We start from the raw sequence: 16,824 nt of genomic DNA on the forward strand, positions 1-16,824 counted from the left end.
CTGCAAGCAGCGCCCCGGCAACGCGAACCTGGCGGTTAACTCACGGCCTGGCCGCGTATTTTCCCTGATTGGCTGGCGTCACCAGCTCGAACGGGATCCAGTAATACGGCTCGAGCTTTTCACCGTTGATCATGCGCTGCGCCACATCGACCGAGGCCTTGCCCTGGCCGACCGCGTCCTGGAACACCGTGACCTGCATCTTGCCGGAGGCCAGCGCCTTGAGGCCGTCGGGCGTGGCGTCGATGCCGCCGATCAGCACTTTCTTGTCCGCCTTGCCCGCCTGCTGCAGCGCCATGATCGCGCCGATCGCCATCTCGTCGTTGTTGGCGGCGACGATGTCGATCGCTTCGCCGTTGGTCAGCCAGTTCATCATCAGATCCATGCCTTCACTGCGTGAATAGTTGGCGCTCTGCTTCTGCACCACTTTCATTTTCGGGTACCTGGCCACCACCTGCTCCACGTCTTTGGTGCGCTGCAGCGCGCCGGCGTCGGTCAGGTTGCCGATCATCACCGCCACGTTGCCCTGATAGTTGGCCAGCCGCGCCAACTCTTCCATCTGCAGCGTGCCGGATTCCCGCTCGTCGGAGCCGACGAACACCACGCCCTGCGGCAGTTTGGCGTCGCCCGGCGTGCGGTTCACGTACACCAGCGGCACGCCGGCGGCCTGCACCATTTTGGTCATTACCGGCGTGCTGGCCGAGTTGACCGGATCGACGATAATCGCGTCCACCCCGGCGCTGATAAAACTCTGCACCTGATCGGTCTGGCGGCCGACGTCGCCGCGCGCGTCCTCGAACTGCACGGTAATGCCGCGCGCCTTGGCCTCCTTGTCGATCGCCTGGCGGATAATGGTGAGGAAGTTCTGGTCGAAATAGGCCATCGATACGCCGATGGTTTGCGCCAATGCCGGGGTGGACGCACACAGCGCCACCGCCAGCCACAGCCCTTTCAGGTAATTCATGATGTGCCCCCCGGTAAAAAAACACCGCCGGCCAACCTTGGCGCCGGCGGCAATTCACGGCAATCAGTGTTTTTTGCGGTTGCGACGCATGTCGATCGACACGGCGGCGACGATAATCACGCCTTTGATGATGTCCTGAATGTAAGAATCGACGCCGATAAAGGTGAAACCGCTTTTGATAAGGCCGAGGATCACCGCGCCGATCAGCGTGCCGGTGATGCGCCCGACGCCGCCCATCAGGCTGCTGCCGCCGATCACCGCCGCGGCGATGGCGTCCAGCTCGTACGACATCCCCATGCTCGACTGGCCGCTGCTGACGCGCGCCGCCAGCACCACGCCCGCCAGTCCCGCCAACCCGCCGGCGATGGTGTAAACCGTCACCAGATATTTGTTGACGTTGATGCCGGACACCCGCGCCGAGGTCATATTGCCGCCGATGGCGTAGATGTATTTGCCGTAGCGGGTGTGTTTGAGCGCGATATGGAAGATCACCGCAATCACCAGGAAGATGATCACCGGCATCGCGCCCTGGCCGATTGACGTGAAGCCGTCCGACAGGAAGCTGACCGGATTGCCCTTGGTGTAGTACTGCGCCAGACCGCGCGCCGATACCATCATCCCCAGCGTGGCGATGAACGGCGGAATGCCGGTGCGGGTGATCAGGAAGCCGTTGATAAAGCCGCAGACAATGCCCACCCCAATCCCCGCGCCGATCGGGATCGCCGCCGGCAGATCGAGCAGCCCCGGGTACATCGGCGAAATGCTGTCCGAGGTCTGCGCCAGGCTGGCCGCTACCACCGCGGTCAGCGCAATCAGCGAACCGGAGGAGAGATCGATGCCGGTGGTGATGATCACCTGGGTGACGCCCACCGCGATGATGCCGATAATCGCCACCTGCAGCACGATCAGCAGCAGGCGGTTCGGGTTCAGCAGGAACGACTGATCGCGCATGTACCAGCCGAGGATTTCGAAGATCAGCGCGATGCCGATCATCACGATGAAGATGCCGGTATCCTTCGGCATTTTGCCGCTCAGCCCGGAGAACAGCGTTCCCTTGCCCGTTGAATCGGCGGAGAGCGGCTTCTCAATCTTTACGTTACTCATGATGTTCACCCTTCGTTATTCTGAGGCCAGCGCCAGGATCTTTTCCTGGTCCGCGTCGTCTTTGTCCAAAATGCCGGTGATGCGGCCGCCGTGCATCACCATCACCCGGTCGCTCATGCCGAGGATCTCCGGCAGCTCGGAGGAGACCAAAATGATGGCGACGCCGCGGTTGGCCAGCTCGCTGATCAGGCGGTAGATTTCCGCTTTCGCACCCACGTCGATGCCGCGCGTCGGTTCGTCGAGGATCAGAATTTTCGGCTGCGCCAGCAGCCAGCGCGCGATCAGCACCTTCTGTTGGTTGCCGCCGCTGAGGTTATTGATGATCTGATCCATGGTCGGCGTTTTGATGTTGAGTTTTTTGATCTGATCCATGCAGTCTTTGGCCATCTGTACGTGGCTGACGAAACCGTTCTTGCCGATGTATTCCGACAGGTTGACGATGCTCATGTTCTCGACCACCGACAGCACCAGAAACAGGCCGGATTTCTTGCGGTCTTCGGTGAGAAACGCCAGCCCGCTCTCGATCGCCTTCGCCGGGGAATCGACCTTCACCGCCTGGCCTTCGATAAAGATCTCGCCGCCGTCCGCCGGATGCATGCCGAACAGGCTTTCCATCACTTCGCTGCGCCCGGCGCCCACCAGCCCGGCGACGCCGAGGATCTCGCCGCGTTTGACGCTGAACGACACGTCATGGAACCAGCCGCTGCGGCGCAGCCCCGCCACCCGCAGCACTTCCTCGCCGATATTGTTGTTGAATTTGGGGAACATCTGCGTCAGTTCGCGCCCCACCATCATGGTGATCAGCGACTGTTTGGTCAGGTTTTCGGTTTTGTCGCAGGCGATGAAGGTGCCGTCGCGGAAAATGCTCACTTCGTCGGTGATGGCGAAGATCTCGTCCATCTTGTGGCTGATATAGATGATGCCTTTGCCCTGCTCGCGCAGTTCGCGGATGATGGCGAACAGATGCACCACTTCACCTTCGGTCAGCGCCGAGGTCGGTTCGTCCATGATCAAGACGTCGGCGTTGTAGGACACCGCCTTGGCGATCTCCACCATCTGCTGGTTGGCGATGCTCAGATCACCCACCAGCGTGTCCGGCTGCAGTTTGATGTTCAGCCGCGCCAGCAGCTCGCGGGTGTTCTCGTTCAGCTGTTCGTGGTTGACGAACCCCAACCGCGCCGGCTCGCGCCCCAGCCAGATGTTTTCCGCCACCGTCATGTAAGGCACCAGGTTCAGCTCCTGGTGGATCATGGAAATGCCCGAATGCAGCGCCTGCAGCGTGTCGCTGAAGGTGACCGGCCGGCCTTTGATTTTTATCGAGCCTTCATCCGGGTGGTAGATGCCGATCAGGCATTTCATCAGCGTCGATTTGCCCGCGCCGTTTTCTCCCATCAGCGCATGCACGCTGCCGGGTTTGATTTTAATCGAGACCTTATCCAGCGCTTTGACGCCGGGGAACTGCTTGCTGATGCCTTCGGCCTCAAGAACATAAGGGTACATACCGCTTACCTCCGCACTGACCCACGTTTTCCGCCGCGCTCGCCCCACACCGGCGCCCGCGGCGGGCTTCAAGGCTTATTTCTTGTTTTTATCGGCGAATTGCTGGTAATTGGCCTGAGTGATCAGCTGGTAAGGGATCAACACGTTGCTTTCCACTTTTTCGCCTTTCACCAGCTGAACGGCGGTCTGCACCGCGCCCTCGCCCTGGCCTTTGGCGTCCTGGAACACGCTCAGCGCCAGATCGCCCTTCTTGATGAACTCCAGCGCGTCCGGCGTGCCGTCAACGCCGGCCACCAGCACGCCGGATTTTTTGGCTTGCTTCAGCGCCAAAATAGCGCCGATGGCCATTTCGTCGTTGTTGGAGGCGATGGCGTCGATCTGTTGGCCGGACAAAATCCAGTCGGTGGTGACGTCCACCGCCTCTTTGCGGAAGAACTTGGCGGTTTGCTTGTCGACTATTTTGATGCCGGGATAGTTGGCCGCCACTTCTTCCACGCCGCGGGTGCGGTCGCGCGTGGCTTCGCTCGACAGCTCGCCCATCAGGATCATCACGTTGCCCTTGCCGTTCATCAGCTTGGCCAGCGCTTCCATCTGCAGTTTGCCGGCCAGCTTGGAGTCGGATCCGACGTAGGCCATGCCGGCCGGCAGCGCCACTTCCGGCTTGCGGTTGACGAACACCAGCGGGATCTTGGCGTTCTCGGCCAGTTTGATCATCGGCTTGACGCCCTGGGTATCCACCGGGTTGAGGATGATGGCGTCGACGCCCTGGCTGACGAAGTTTTCGATTTGTTGAATTTGTTGCGCGATGTCGCCCTTGGCGTCTTCGAACTGGCCGCTGACGTTGCCGTCGGCTTTCATTTTGCTTTGCATCGACTGGCGCAGAATGGTGAGGAAGTTGTCATCGAAGTAAGCCATGGAAACGCCGATCTTGATGTCTTTCGCCAACACGCTGGCCGGCAGCATGCACATCAGTACCGAGGCGGCGATCAGTTTCTTCAGCTTCATGTTCGTTACCCTTTAATCGTTAGAATGAAGAGGTCTGTTGGTTGACAGCTAATGAAAAATATTTTTTACATTCAAACAACAATACGGTCGGTGTTATCCCTTTGATACGGCGAAATTACCGCGTTATCGCCGTATTAAGGCCGTGAACAAAATGGTGATCGATATCTAAAAACAGATTAAAAACAATCAATTGAAATAAACCCCTGGAGGAGAAAGCCGCGTCCTCGCCGCTTTTTTAAATGTTTATTTCATAATTTAGATTATTGAAACTTTTTAACCCAAACAAGCGAAACATGCGTTTTGGAATGGCTTATTAACAAAAACATGACATGGATCTAACAAATGAAATGAAAGCCGCCCGCGAGCGTTCCCCTTTCGTGCGCCGGCAAAAACTGCGAGCGGGCGCGCAGTTTGCGGTTTCCGCGTTTCCCGACCATCCTTACTCGGCAATAATGGACATATCCCTATCTCAGGAGGACCTGACATGCAGCTCAGCAGTAAGGTGCGGATGAACCGCCTGTTCAACAACGGCAAGTGCCTGGACGTGGCGATCGATCACGGCATCGCCAACGAACCGGATTTCTTAATCGGCCTGGAAGATATCGAACGGGTGATGGGCAACCTGATCGCCGCGCGCCCCGACGCCATTCAGGTCAACTACGGCCAGGCGGATCTGCTGCAGCGCGCGCCGCAGCGCGAAAAGCCGGCGCTGGTGCTGCGCACCGACGTCGGCAACGCCTATAACGCCGCGCGCCACCGTGAGATGTGGGCGGTGTTGCACAATCCGGAAGCGCCGATCCTGGCCGCGCTGCAAATGGACGCCGCCGCGGTGGTGGTCAACCTGTATATGATCCCGGATGAACCCGGCATTTTCCGCCAATGCGTAGAGAACATCGGCCGCCTGCGCCACGCCTGCGACCGCTACGCCATGCCGCTGATGATCGAACCGCTGGTGATGGCCCCGGCCGGCCAGGGCGCCGCCTACGGATCGCTGGGTGACGTGGAGAAGATCGTGCCGCTGGTGCGGCTGGCGCGCGAGCTGGGCGCCGACATCATCAAGGCCGATCCGACCGATCGGGTGGAAGATTTCCACCGCGTGGTGGAAGCGGCGCGCTGCCCGACGCTGGTGCGCGGCGGCGGCAAGGGTGAGCTGGGCCCGGTGCTGGAGAAATCCGCCGCGCTGATGGCGCAGGGCGCCTCCGGCATGGTCTATGGCCGCAACGTCTATCAACACAGCAACCCGTCGCAGGTGGTGCGCGCCCTGATGGCGATCATCCATCAGGGCGCCAGCGGCCAACAGGCGCTGGAGATCTACCACCAGCAGTAACCCGCTTTTGTAACTAAAATAACCCCCCGCTCCCCCGGCAGCATGCTATAACCTGCTGCCGGTAACTGCAGCTTGCCGCATTCCTCGCTAGAATACGCCGTGATATCGCCATTCGGAGAACCGCCATGCCAAAACAACGGGTGCCGCTCAAGCTGAGCACCTCCATCACGCTGATGGTGTCCGCCATCATCGCTTCGGTGCTGCTGGTGGTGTTCGCGCTGTTTTTCGTGCAGATGAGCCGCGAGGGGCAAGATCAGCTGCAGCAAAAAGCCATCGCCGTCGCCAACACGCTGGCGCTCTCCAACACCGTGATCGACGGCTTGCAGCGGCGCGATCAAAGCGGCGCCATTCAGCGCTTCGCCGAGCAGGTGCGCCATCAAAACGAGCTGCTGTTCGTGGTGGTGGTGGATATGCAGGGCATCCGCTATTCGCACCCTAAACCCTGGCTGATCGGCAAGCATTTTATCGGCGACGATCTGGCGCCCGCGCTGCAAGGCAACGTCAACAGCGCCATCAACCGCGGCACGCTGGCCCCGGCGCTGCGGGTGTTCGTGCCGGTGTATGACGATCAGAAAAAACAAATCGGCGTGGTGGCGCTCGGCATCGCGCTGGACACCGTGCAGCGGGTGGTGGCGGAGAGTCGTTGGATCATCTATTGGACCATCGCCTTCGCCGCGCTGGTCGGCAGCCTGGGCACCTTTTTCCTGGTCTCTGCGCTCAAACGCATCATGCTGGGTTTCGAGCCCTACGAAATCTCCAACCTGTTCGAACAGCGCAACGCCATGCTGCAGTCGATTAAAGAAGGCGTGATCGCGGTCGATAATGAATCCCGCATCACCATCGTCAATGACGAAGCCAAGCGCCTGCTGCGCCAGAGCGGGCCGGTGGAAAACCTGCTGCTGGAAGCCGCCAGCAAGCATTGGCCGGCGCAGCTGCATCTGGCGGAGGTGCTGGCCAGCGGCGAACCGCTGCGCGATCGGCAGATCAGCTTCAACGGCAGCGAACTACTGACCAATACCGTGCCGGTGATCGTCAACGGCCAGGTGACCGGCGCCATCGCCACCTTCCGCGACAAAACCGAAGTCAGCCGCCTGCTGCAGCGGCTGAGCGGCATGGCGCACTACGCCGACGCCCTGCGGGTGCAGTCGCACGAATTTATGAACAAGCTGCATGTGATACTCGGCATGCTGCACATGAAGGCCTATCAGCAGTTGGAAAACTACATCATCAACACCGCCAGCAACTACCAGGAAGAGATCGGCGCGTTGCTGCGCAAGATCCATTCGCCGGAAGTGGCGGGCTTCTTCATCGGCAAGATCAGCCGCGCCCACGAGGCCGGCATCGAACTGACCATCGAGGAAACCAGCCTGCTGCCGGAAACCGACGATGCGGAGACCACCCACGTGCTGATCAGCGTGCTCGGCAACCTGATCGAAAACGCCATCGACGCCATCGACGGCGTTGAGGGCCACGAGATCGGCCTGAGCTTCCATCATCACGACGATCAATTACACTGTATCGTCAGCGACGACGGCCCCGGCATCGATCCGGCGATCGGCGCGCGCATCTTCGAACACGGATTTTCCACCAAGGGAACGGGACGCGGCATCGGCCTGGCGCTGATCCGCAGCCATCTGGAGAAACTGGGCGGCAGCATCGATTTCGAATCCGAACCGGGCGAGCTGACCCAATTTTTCGTGCACCTTCCCTATCAGGCCAAGAGCAGAGCCCATGATTAACGTACTGATTGTCGACGACGACCCGATGGTGGCGGAGCTGAACAAATACTACCTGAGCCAAGTCGGCGGTTTTCACTGCCAGGCGACGGTCGCCACCCTGAGCCAGGCGCGCGCCCTGCTGGCCGATGCCAGCGTCAACATCGATCTGGTGTTGCTGGATATCTACATGCAGCAGGAGAACGGGCTGGATCTGCTGCCCGGCCTGCGCGAACTCGGCGAGAAGACCGATGTGATCATCATCTCCTCCGCCAGCGACGTGAACACGGTGCAAAAAGCGCTGCACTACGGCGTGGTGGATTATCTGATCAAGCCGTTCCAGTTCAGCCGCTTCAAGGAGGCGCTGAGCCACTATCGGCAACAGTCCCAACTCTTGGCGCAGCGCGAGTTTTCGCAGGCCGACGTCGACAGTCTGTTGCGCCGCCAGCCCGGCGGCCAGGAGAGCAAAAAGCTGCCGAAGGGCCTGACCAGCATCACCCTGAGCACGGTGTGCGAGTGGATCGAACAGCAGCACGACAGCGAATTCTCCACCGACAACCTGGCCAACGCCATTGGCATTTCGCGAGTGTCCTGCCGCAAGTACCTCATCTATCTGGCGGAGAGCGGTATCCTCGGCACCCGTATTCTGTACGGCGCCACCGGCCGACCGGTATATCTGTATCAGCTGAAGCCGGACGCGATCGCCATGCTGAAAGAGCATTGCCGCCCGGCCTAAACGACGTCGGGCGCAGAAAGCGCCCGGACGTTGAAGGTTAGAAGTTGTGCCTGTAACACTTCGCCTCGGGGTGAGGATCTTTCGAGTGTCTCCGCAGGCAGCGCTGCTTTTTCTGCTGCTGTTCCAGATTCCGCTGCTGCCGCTCGGCGGTCTCAGCGGCTTCGCGCTGCTGTTCGCGTGCAATCGCCTGCTCGTTGGCCAGCGTCAGGTTATCGACATTCCACACCTTGTGGCGCAATGCGTCGCGCTTTTTCTGGTACTCCTCGGTGACCTTACTGTCCTTCGGCGCCGCCGCATGGTATTCCAGATCCACCCGCGCCTGCGCGAAGCTGGAACAACACAAGGCCACGCCGGCCAACACGATCCTTTTCATCAATGACTCCTTTTACATTACATCGCTTGACTCTGCGCACACGCCGGCTCAGCAACCGTTCGGCGATGCCGTCGGCTTTTCCTCTGAACGGGAGACGCGCTGCCCGCCGGTGACGGGCGCCTTGCCGGGCTCGATAGCGCACTCCGCCAACCGCGCCAGCTCTTCCGCATCGCGCTCCGTCGGCGGCGCTTCCTCGCTTATTTCCTGCCGCAGATCCTGCGCCAGCGCTTTCAGGCGCTTTTGAAACAGCACCGGCGACAGCCCTTCGCACGGCCTGTCGTAGCGCGCTGCGCCGGCGCTTTGGCTTAGCGGCGGCAACAGCAAGAGAAAGATCGCGGCCATGTTCTTCGTCATGGGCAACTCCTTTGATTACGCCGAAATAAACCGGCGGTTCCCTATAAGGAAAACGAATTGTCTGCTAACGCAATGAATGGTCAAGCCACGGCAGAATAACGCAGGAAAGGTAAACCCTCCGACAATATCGGCAGAATGCGCGCATTAATTTGGCTGAATATATTTAGCGGTTTAACGATCGAATATTTTCGACCCATCTAACGTGCCGCCAATACCGATATTCCCTTCATGCAATACCGACGAGGCAGACTCACCCGCCATGATGCGTTGCCGCTGCTCCCGCGTGGCCGGCTGGGGCTGAGACCAGTCTGGGGACGTCGACGTCGGCTGGATCGCGCCGCAGCCGCTCAACAAAAACAACGATACCGTAGCACAATAACGCCATGTCATAGTTTTCTCCTTAAAGGAAATAAAATACCCGCAGCCGGCGGCAAGGGTAAATAAAAAATGACTTTCTTTAGTTTAATAACCGCCGTTATTTCATCTTCCGACCGCCGATGTTAACCACTCGGTTCCTCTGTTAACCCGAAATAAACATTTTCGCTTAGCCAGCCGATAATTCGCAGGCAATAAAAAAGGCCGGGCTAACCCGACCTTGTTTGACCGCTCGACGCGCTTAGACCAGCTCGATCACATCGAAATTGGCTTCGCCGCTCAGATCGGCGTCGTAGTCAACGCCCTGCAGACCGAAGCCGAACAGGCGCAGGAATTCCGCCTTGTAGCCCTGGTAATCCGTCAGTTCGTTGATGTTGTTGTCGTTCAGCTGCCGCCAGATTTCACGACAGGTTTCCTGCACTTCGTCGCGCAGTTCCCAGTCATCCAGACGCAGACGGTGCTTCTCGTCGGTGTCCGGCGCCGCGCCGCTGTACAGCTTGGTGGCGAACAGACGCTGGATCTGCTCGATGCAGCCTTCGTGAATGCCCTGTTCCTTCATGATTTTGAACACGATGGAGATATACAGCGGCATCACCGGAATGGCGGAGGAAGCCTGAGTCACTACCGACTTGAGCACCGCAACGTAAGCCGCGCCGCCTTTGGCCTGCAGCTTCTGGTTGATGGCGTGCGCCGCGCGATCCAGATCTTCTTTCGCCTTGCCCAGCGTGCCGTGCCAGTAAATTGGCCAGGTCAGATCGGTACCGATGTAGGAGTAAGCGACCGACTGCGCGTTATCCGCCAGCACGCCCGCTTCGTCCAGCGCGTCCATCCACAGCTGCCAGTCTTGGCCGCCCATCACCTTCACGGTGTCGGCGATTTCTTGCTCGTTGGCCGGCTCGACCACGGCTTCAACCAGCACGTCTTTGTTGGTGTCCAGTGCGACGGATTTGTATGGCTCGCCGATCGGCTTCAGTGCGGAACGCACCACTTCGCCGGTTTCCGGCATCTTACGCACCGGCGAAGCCAGCGAGTAAACCACCAGGTCAACCTGGCCCAGGTCTTTTTTGATCAGATCGATCACGGTCTGACGGCACTCGTTGGAGAATGCGTCGCCGTTGATGCTTTTCGCGTACAGGCCTTCTTCTTTAGCTGCCTTGTCGAAACCGGCGGAGTTGTACCAACCGGCGGAACCGGTTTTGCCTTCGCTGCCAGGCTTCTCGAAAAATACGCCGATGGTGGCCGCACCGCTGCCGAAAGCGGCATTGATGCGCGAGGCCAGACCGTAACCGGTGGAAGCACCAATGACCAGTACCTTTTTAGGCCCGTTTTTCAGTTCGCCGCGCGACTTAACGTAGGCGATTTGCTCACGGACGTTGGCTTCACAGCCTGCCGGGTGAGCGGTGGTGCAGATAAAACCACGAATTTTAGGTTTGATAATCATAGTAATTTTTTCTTGGTAGCTAAAAACCGAAGGACAATATACCTGATTTTCTCAATATACTTAAGAAAGTGCGAAAACAAGCGCAGTGAACAGACCAGTCGGAAAGCCCGCTACCGAGACATGTCATGATGGCAAAGGGATAATCATGGCAGGCCGGGTTGCGATTACCCGGCCAGTCGAGAGTCACGCCTTGTTCTTTTCCAACTGCTCAATCAGCGTGTAACGCAGCGATGAGGCGTCGGCCGGCACGTTCTCCACCGGAGTGACGCGCACTTTCAATCGATACTGATAGCCCGGTTCGAAAATGAAGCCCTCGATGCCGGTATAGAACAACTCCCACGGCTGCTGCGCGGAGCGGCGCACCTGCATGCACTTCATCGGGCCGACGCCCACGCAGTCCACCAGCGCGCTGTTCACCAGCAACACTTCCGTTTGGCCGCCTTTCTCGTTTGCGGGCTGATTCATCGAGGTTCCCTCCTGGCTGCAGCCGGCCAGCGCGGCCAACGCAACAAATAACAACGCTTTAATTTTCAATGTACTGCACCAATAGTCATCCAGGGGCGCCATGCTAACAAATTAACCGGCTCAAGAGAACGGATAGCGATGCGGATCCACACATCCAAAATATCATTCCTCTGTGCCCTATCAGACTGGAAAATATCGCAAAATAAACCCCCTGTTCTTATCCGAACCGGTAATTACCCCCGCTATTTTTTCTGTTAAAAACAGCTGGCTTGCGCAAGCTTTACTGAATTTAACTGAATCGATAAAGAGGGAATTTTATGCAAGAGATCGATGCCAAACACTTTCACCTGATCGCCGGCGCCGGTAACTTTGCCGACAACCGCGGCAGCAATGGTCGCGTCAACAACAACGGCGGCAACAAGAACGGGGGCGGGTCATCCAATCAGGGATTCTACGGCAAGCACACCTCGCCGGATTGCGTTAACGGCGTGATCACCGGCTCTCTGGGCGGCCTTGGCGGCCTGGCGGTGGGCGCGCTCAACGGCGGCTGCTTCAAGGAAGGCAGCAAAGGCGGCGGCAACGTCGGCATGGGGAAAGGCGGCAACAAAAACAGCGGCAGCAACTGCAATAACAATAGCAGTAAAGGCGGCAATACCTGTTCGCGCTAAGCGGTTTTAATTAATCAAAGCTCCGGCTGAGCCTCTCCGTTCGGTCGGCGCTTTCCGTATTTTTGGTGATAACCATGTTTAAACTGTTTCGTACCTTATGCCTGCTGCTCGGCTTCTGGATCGCCACCCTGCTGCTCAGCGGCGCGGGGGTCTCCTTTACCCACGGCTATGCCGCGCCTAAAAATCTGTCGCATTTCGTCGTCTCGCTGGTGGTGGTCGGCGCCATCCTGCTGTGGATCCATAAATTGCTGCGGTTCTTTTTTGCCGAGAAATTTGAGAAGAAACCGCGTTAAGCCGTGTTCTCGTTGGGGGCGCCGCCCGCAACGATAAAACCGGCATCGCGAATCGCCGCTTTAACCTGCCTGGCGTCCATCACGGCCGTTTTCACATAGCCAAAAAAGGCCACCCGTGCGCTGGGCAAACGGATTGGCGTCGCCAGTTGAGCCATCAGCTCACGATTGCGCTGCGCCATCAGCTCGGCGCGTGCCTGCCAAAACGCGGCCGGTTCGGAGGGTGCTTCAGTGGCGGTTTCGAACCGAGACGCCAACTCGCTTAGCGCCTCCCACTCCGCCAACAGGGCGGCAACTACTTCAGGATTAGCCACCTGCCCCCAGTCAGAGGGTAAGGCCCCCTCACGCCACGCCTCGAGATAGCCGGGCAACATCATCTTTAATTGATTCAGTTGCTCGTTCACTGCGGGTTTCCTTTTATAGCGCCTGATGCCGGGATATTTCCCATAATGACACTCTCGTTAAACCGTTGATGGGAGCAATGGCCGAAGCTTATCAGCGCCATAGATGACGTAATGACTTTTGGTGCGGCTAAATTAGCGATAGGTGCGGTGGGTGTGTGGAGCCGGAGATCGGGTTGAAATGTGACGACGGGAAAGAGAAACCAGAAATTTATTGGCGCTTTAAGTGGAATTTCCTTATAAATCAATCACACAAAAAAAGACCGAATACGATTCCTTTATGCGCAAAACAATGACAATAGCAAGATAAAACAATTAGTTAATGAATAAAAGCCTTTCGCAATCACTTGCTACACCTTGCATTTCCTTTCTTTAATTTCAGTCGTTTACCAAAGTTCTCGGATCGGTTCGGGAAAATTTCGGCCATGATCGCAGTGTCAATGACCGGACATCAAAGCTGATAGGTGTTAGCATGATGCTTTGGGCGGAATGTGCCACCAGATAACGAGAAAATCATGAAGATCGGATACCTGTTCCCCGTCGCCATCATCGTGGCGGCTGTAGTGCTCCTAGCTTGGTTCATCATCGGTGGATATGCAATGCCTGGGAAGTGATGTAGGTCTGGTAAGAGGCCGCAGAGCTGCGGCCATAGTTCAATTTTGATGTGCTTTACAAGTGATAGGTCTGCCCCGCCGATGTTCAACCTGACTGCACGCTACGAGGCCGGTGAAGGGGCAGCAGATTTTAGATAGGGGCTGCATCTGCTTTTTCAAGCCTGCCGGACTCCTTCCCCTCCCAGCATTACATCCCCAAGCGTGACGCGAGGATCGCGTCGGATTCGTCAGCAGTGTGTAGGCATAGAATGTCCATGAATGCCCCATAGCACGCACTGACGATGTTATTCGCTAACTGCGTACCACCAATCAACATCGGCGTAGTGTAGCTGCTCAAATCAGTCAGTTTTCCCGTCGCCGCCGGCGCTGAGGTCGCAAGCAACTTCCCTTTCTCGTACCCCTCAATGACCCCTTGAGCAACTTTGAACAAGCCCGCGGATGGCACATAGTCAGCATAGATATTGGTTGCGGCATTGAGCGCGCCACCACTACCCGCAGGCCATGCGCTATCGCGTGACCCATATCGCCACGCCTCAGTAACTGCGCTGTTGTTCGTTATCATCGTCCGAAGATACGCCATCGGTAAACCTGTCAGATTGTATCCGGCAGTAATTCCGTTATTGTCGGCACGATTGAGGTCGCTCATGCGGCCTGCAATCAAATAAGTCGAACTTTTCTGGATAACAAGATTCGTGCGGCTTTTGAGATACCAGCCCCCACCCGATGTGACCTGAATGATAACCGCGCGCGCAGTGGCATCGTAGGTCATGGGTAGCGGTGGAGTTCCTTGGGAACCCGCGATCAAATCCCCAGCAGAGCCAAGCAGGTTATAAACGGTTTGGACATTTCCAGCACCATCGACTTTTAAACCAAACGCCGGCGCTGCACAGAACGTCGCTCGACTGTACATCCCGTTATTTACCAGAAACTCAAACCGCGCAAGACAACCTGATTCATCTGGAACTGTGCCTCCGTCTGCTACTATCCGCGCTTTGTATGCGCTAAATAGCGCCGACGGATCAAGAATGGAAGCGGATAAGTCCAGAGCTGGGCGGAAACCAGAATAGCTTTTGCCGGTATTAATGGCTGCTGTCATTTTTAAAATTCTCCGGTCATTGGCAGGCGATCGAGGCACAGCCAGTTATAAAGGGGGAAAGGTTCGTTATTTCGCGTGATCCAGCGCGATTTAATTGGGGACGAATCACGGAAGCATGTAAGCGGATACACGTGGCCACTTGAACTAAGCGCGGTATTAGTAAAGCCAATCAGCATGTAATCATCTGATGCCGGAGCTTTATCAAACTCAATGCGAATTATGTTACCGTCGACGACAGTGACGCTCTGAACTGATGCGGAGTTTTTCTCGAGACTAATTCCTTGATTCAAACAATCAGCGATGAAGTTGGTATCAATGACGATCGGCGTATATGGGACATCACAGAGCAATTCAACAATATTTCCTGAGACGGAAAGGCTTTTTACTTTCAGCCCAGTCCACGTGCCTTTTTTCTCTGCGTTGTACAGATGCCAGTGAATGGCCTGTGCAGTATATTCCCCTTGTAGCACTTTCCCTTTTGCGTTCAGATGACTGAGCGAGTTGTCGTTATAGAGCCAGTTCAGCATGTATTTAGGGCCGTACATAATCGCCGTGTCGGGGTTTTGGCGCACGTATGCGAGTTGGTCAACCGCTGGAACTGAATACGGTTGAACCACGATGCTTTCGCCCGTCGGGTTACCCTCTTCATCAACGGCTCCAGCTTTGGTGTTGCTGCGACTGCCGACCTGCCCGATAACAATCAGGAAATCGTCTGTCTGGCCGGTAATGCCTTTAAAGTCGATTTGAATGCCGGGGAAATAAACGTTTTCTTTTGCGAGATAGTCTCCCGGATTTCGGCAATCACCATTATCGGAATCAGTTTCTCCATGCTCATGAGTCAGAAACTTAAATATATATTGCTTACCGACACCGTCCGCAGCACTCTTAGCCATTCGAACAAATTTTAGTCCGTTTTCATATGGCACAGTCCCCCTGCTGATTTGTATGAATGAGCGACCACCAGCCGCAAATCCAGCATGGATATAAATAATATTTCCAACACCCTTGGACATGAGTTCATTGTACATTGGGAGGATATTACCTCGGCGGTATGATGGGTAACTCATATCGTTAAGGTTTGATACGTCATCATTATTTACAGCATTTACGTTCTTACCTTCTGGATTTCCGTTTATACCCGCCAATAAGCGACCACGGAATGATTTATCAATATTAACAATGTTCGAATTAGCAGTATCGAACGCTAGATTAAGAGATTGGCCGCAGGCGCCAGCACCGTGAATCACGGTTGCATCAATAGGCATTTCTCGTATAGATGGAACATACATCACGCCAGCCCCAGAAGTAGCATCACCACCTGGCATATAGCTGAATACAAAGCCGCTTGATGTCAGTTTTTGCGCCGTTAACACAGGACGCTCAGACCACACAATATCACCGCGCCACGCAGCTGCAGGAACGCCGCCGACAGTCGTGATTGATGCCAAAGACTCGCCGAGATTATCTTGAAGCGGTCCGTCAATGCCGGGGATATGCACGCCGCCGTCATCGTCAATCGCGAATATTGCCGACGTCATATCAGACGTAAAAATAACGAACTGGAATCCAGCAACCCTGCGAGAAAACGTGGTCGAACAAATCGTGTTTAATCTGTCTTGCAAAACGTCATCAGTGCCGACGATCCGAATATCGCCGTTATTGTTTATTGTTACCAGTCCGTCAATGCCGTTTTTTGCCACGATAGCGTATTGCAGATCAACGTATCGATTTGCAATGCTCTTCGGCATGAGCTGTTCGATATAATCTTGAATTGAAGACTTTAACCCAGCCAGCCACAACCCAAAATCGTTATCAAGCGCCATTGCTGTCTCAGATGCGCCGCCGGCACCTTCAACTAACCACTGCCATTTCTCAGATTGATATTGCCGAAGTGAAGCAGTTCGCCTGTTAGTTTCAATCAGACTCGCCAGCAGCGAAATAACGGATGCGGCAATCTCATCAACGTATTTCCCATTGCTCAGATAGCGGCCCGTTGGCGTCGCTATACCGTTGACGTTCTCATATTCATCAACCCATTGCGTTGAAATGGTCGAGCGAACAGAGAAATAACGCCGCGTTTCAGTGCCAGCGTCGATCGCGGCTTGTGCAGCAGCGACATCAGGATAAGCATCAGCACCAGATTGCGCGATTTCTGCCGCAGCTTCGGCGCGATCTGCTGCACCCGAAGCAATGACTGCATTTTCAGCCACGCCTTCGGCGGCTTCCGCCGCACCTAGTTCAGCCTGAGTAGCTTTTGCGGCGGAATTAGCCGCTGAAATTGCACTACCTTGGGCTGCCTGGGCATATGCATCACCTGCTGATGCGCCGGCAGTGCGGCGCTGACCAAGGGTAACAGAAACCCCTACCACGTCAGTGACTGGCAAACCATTATTTGACAT

At 56.5% G+C, this 16,824-nt stretch carries 18 protein-coding genes; 6 read left to right on the forward strand and 12 right to left on the reverse strand.

Annotated features, from left to right (window positions below; translation table 11 throughout):
* Window positions 1-40: 40 nt before the first annotated feature.
* From ACP39K_RS11405 to ACP39K_RS11420, 4 genes are all read right to left on the reverse strand, one after another.
* Window positions 41-961 (reverse strand): sugar ABC transporter substrate-binding protein, encoded by a 921-nt coding sequence (locus ACP39K_RS11405; RefSeq protein ID WP_048795219.1) that lies wholly within the window; start codon window positions 959-961, stop codon window positions 41-43.
* A gap of 63 nt (window positions 962-1,024) precedes the next feature.
* The gene (locus ACP39K_RS11410; RefSeq protein WP_025160279.1) at window positions 1,025-2,065 is read right to left on the reverse strand and encodes an ABC transporter permease; all 1,041 of its coding nucleotides are present in this window, start codon (window positions 2,063-2,065) and stop codon (window positions 1,025-1,027) included.
* Window positions 2,066-2,080: 15 nt separating this feature from the next.
* Window positions 2,081-3,565 carry a sugar ABC transporter ATP-binding protein gene (locus ACP39K_RS11415; RefSeq protein ID WP_033640651.1) on the reverse strand — a complete coding sequence of 495 codons (1,485 nt, stop codon included), beginning with the start codon at window positions 3,563-3,565 and terminating at the stop codon, window positions 2,081-2,083.
* Between the two features lie 75 nt (window positions 3,566-3,640).
* Entirely contained in the window at window positions 3,641-4,570 is a 930-nt protein-coding gene (locus tag ACP39K_RS11420) for a sugar ABC transporter substrate-binding protein (RefSeq protein ID WP_016928128.1), read from the reverse strand.
* A 484-nt stretch (window positions 4,571-5,054) separates the two neighbouring features.
* Here ACP39K_RS11420 and ACP39K_RS11425 point away from each other — a divergent pair, with 484 nt between their 5' ends.
* The 3 genes from ACP39K_RS11425 (at window position 5,055) to dcuR (ending at window position 8,348) form a co-directional block, all read left to right on the forward strand.
* Entirely contained in the window at window positions 5,055-5,897 is an 843-nt protein-coding gene (locus tag ACP39K_RS11425) for a class I fructose-bisphosphate aldolase (RefSeq protein WP_033640653.1), read from the forward strand.
* Between the two features lie 125 nt (window positions 5,898-6,022).
* A complete protein-coding gene (locus ACP39K_RS11430; RefSeq protein WP_115115904.1) occupies window positions 6,023-7,636 on the forward strand; it encodes a sensor histidine kinase in 1,614 nt (537 codons plus the stop codon).
* Window positions 7,629-8,348 (forward strand): two-component system response regulator DcuR, encoded by a 720-nt coding sequence (gene dcuR, locus ACP39K_RS11435; protein ID WP_016928130.1) that lies wholly within the window; start codon window positions 7,629-7,631, stop codon window positions 8,346-8,348. The genes ACP39K_RS11430 and dcuR overlap by 8 nt, the downstream gene beginning before the upstream one ends.
* Before the next feature lie 37 nt (window positions 8,349-8,385).
* On the opposite strand, the gene ACP39K_RS11440 is transcribed toward dcuR, so the two are convergent.
* The 5 genes from ACP39K_RS11440 to ACP39K_RS11460 all read right to left on the reverse strand — a co-directional run bounded on the left by ACP39K_RS11440 (window position 8,386) and on the right by ACP39K_RS11460 (window position 11,425).
* Window positions 8,386-8,721, reverse strand: coding sequence for a hypothetical protein (locus ACP39K_RS11440; RefSeq protein WP_016928131.1), 336 nt, complete (start codon window positions 8,719-8,721; stop codon window positions 8,386-8,388).
* Window positions 8,722-8,769: 48 nt separating this feature from the next.
* Complete coding sequence (locus ACP39K_RS11445; protein WP_244758130.1) at window positions 8,770-9,075, reverse strand: hypothetical protein; 306 nt, start codon at window positions 9,073-9,075, stop codon at window positions 8,770-8,772.
* 171 nt (window positions 9,076-9,246) lie between these two features.
* On the reverse strand, window positions 9,247-9,465 hold the full coding sequence (locus tag ACP39K_RS11450) for a hypothetical protein (protein ID WP_033640657.1): 219 nt from the start codon (window positions 9,463-9,465) through the stop codon (window positions 9,247-9,249).
* A gap of 226 nt (window positions 9,466-9,691) precedes the next feature.
* Window positions 9,692-10,891: an enoyl-ACP reductase FabV gene (gene fabV, locus ACP39K_RS11455; protein WP_016928134.1), complete on the reverse strand. Its 1,200-nt coding sequence runs from the start codon at window positions 10,889-10,891 to the stop codon at window positions 9,692-9,694.
* Between the two features lie 183 nt (window positions 10,892-11,074).
* Window positions 11,075-11,425, reverse strand: coding sequence for a DUF4377 domain-containing protein (locus ACP39K_RS11460; RefSeq protein ID WP_033640658.1), 351 nt, complete (start codon window positions 11,423-11,425; stop codon window positions 11,075-11,077).
* A gap of 248 nt (window positions 11,426-11,673) precedes the next feature.
* On the opposite strand from ACP39K_RS11460, the gene ACP39K_RS11465 reads away from it, so the two are divergent.
* Window positions 11,674-12,024 (forward strand): hypothetical protein, encoded by a 351-nt coding sequence (locus ACP39K_RS11465; protein WP_033640660.1) that lies wholly within the window; start codon window positions 11,674-11,676, stop codon window positions 12,022-12,024.
* Window positions 12,025-12,098: 74 nt separating this feature from the next.
* Window positions 12,099-12,317, forward strand: coding sequence for a hypothetical protein (locus ACP39K_RS11470; protein ID WP_033640661.1), 219 nt, complete (start codon window positions 12,099-12,101; stop codon window positions 12,315-12,317).
* On the opposite strand, the gene ACP39K_RS11475 is transcribed toward ACP39K_RS11470, so the two are convergent.
* Entirely contained in the window at window positions 12,314-12,718 is a 405-nt protein-coding gene (locus ACP39K_RS11475; RefSeq protein WP_079451355.1) for a hypothetical protein, read from the reverse strand. The genes ACP39K_RS11470 and ACP39K_RS11475 overlap by 4 nt on opposite strands.
* A gap of 512 nt (window positions 12,719-13,230) precedes the next feature.
* Between ACP39K_RS11475 and ACP39K_RS11480 the strand changes: the two genes are divergently transcribed.
* The gene (locus ACP39K_RS11480; protein ID WP_031221779.1) at window positions 13,231-13,329 is read left to right on the forward strand and encodes a YoaK family small membrane protein; all 99 of its coding nucleotides are present in this window, start codon (window positions 13,231-13,233) and stop codon (window positions 13,327-13,329) included.
* Between the two features lie 187 nt (window positions 13,330-13,516).
* Here the strand turns inward: ACP39K_RS11480 and ACP39K_RS11485 are convergent, their stop codons facing one another.
* Together ACP39K_RS11485 and ACP39K_RS11490 are read right to left on the reverse strand one after the other, a co-directional pair.
* Window positions 13,517-14,425, reverse strand: coding sequence for a hypothetical protein (locus tag ACP39K_RS11485; protein ID WP_497008494.1), 909 nt, complete (start codon window positions 14,423-14,425; stop codon window positions 13,517-13,519).
* Between the two features lie 2 nt (window positions 14,426-14,427).
* The gene (locus tag ACP39K_RS11490) at window positions 14,428-16,824 is read right to left on the reverse strand and encodes a hypothetical protein (protein ID WP_497008495.1); all 2,397 of its coding nucleotides are present in this window, start codon (window positions 16,822-16,824) and stop codon (window positions 14,428-14,430) included.

Source organism: Serratia sp. EC4, assembly GCF_059652115.1.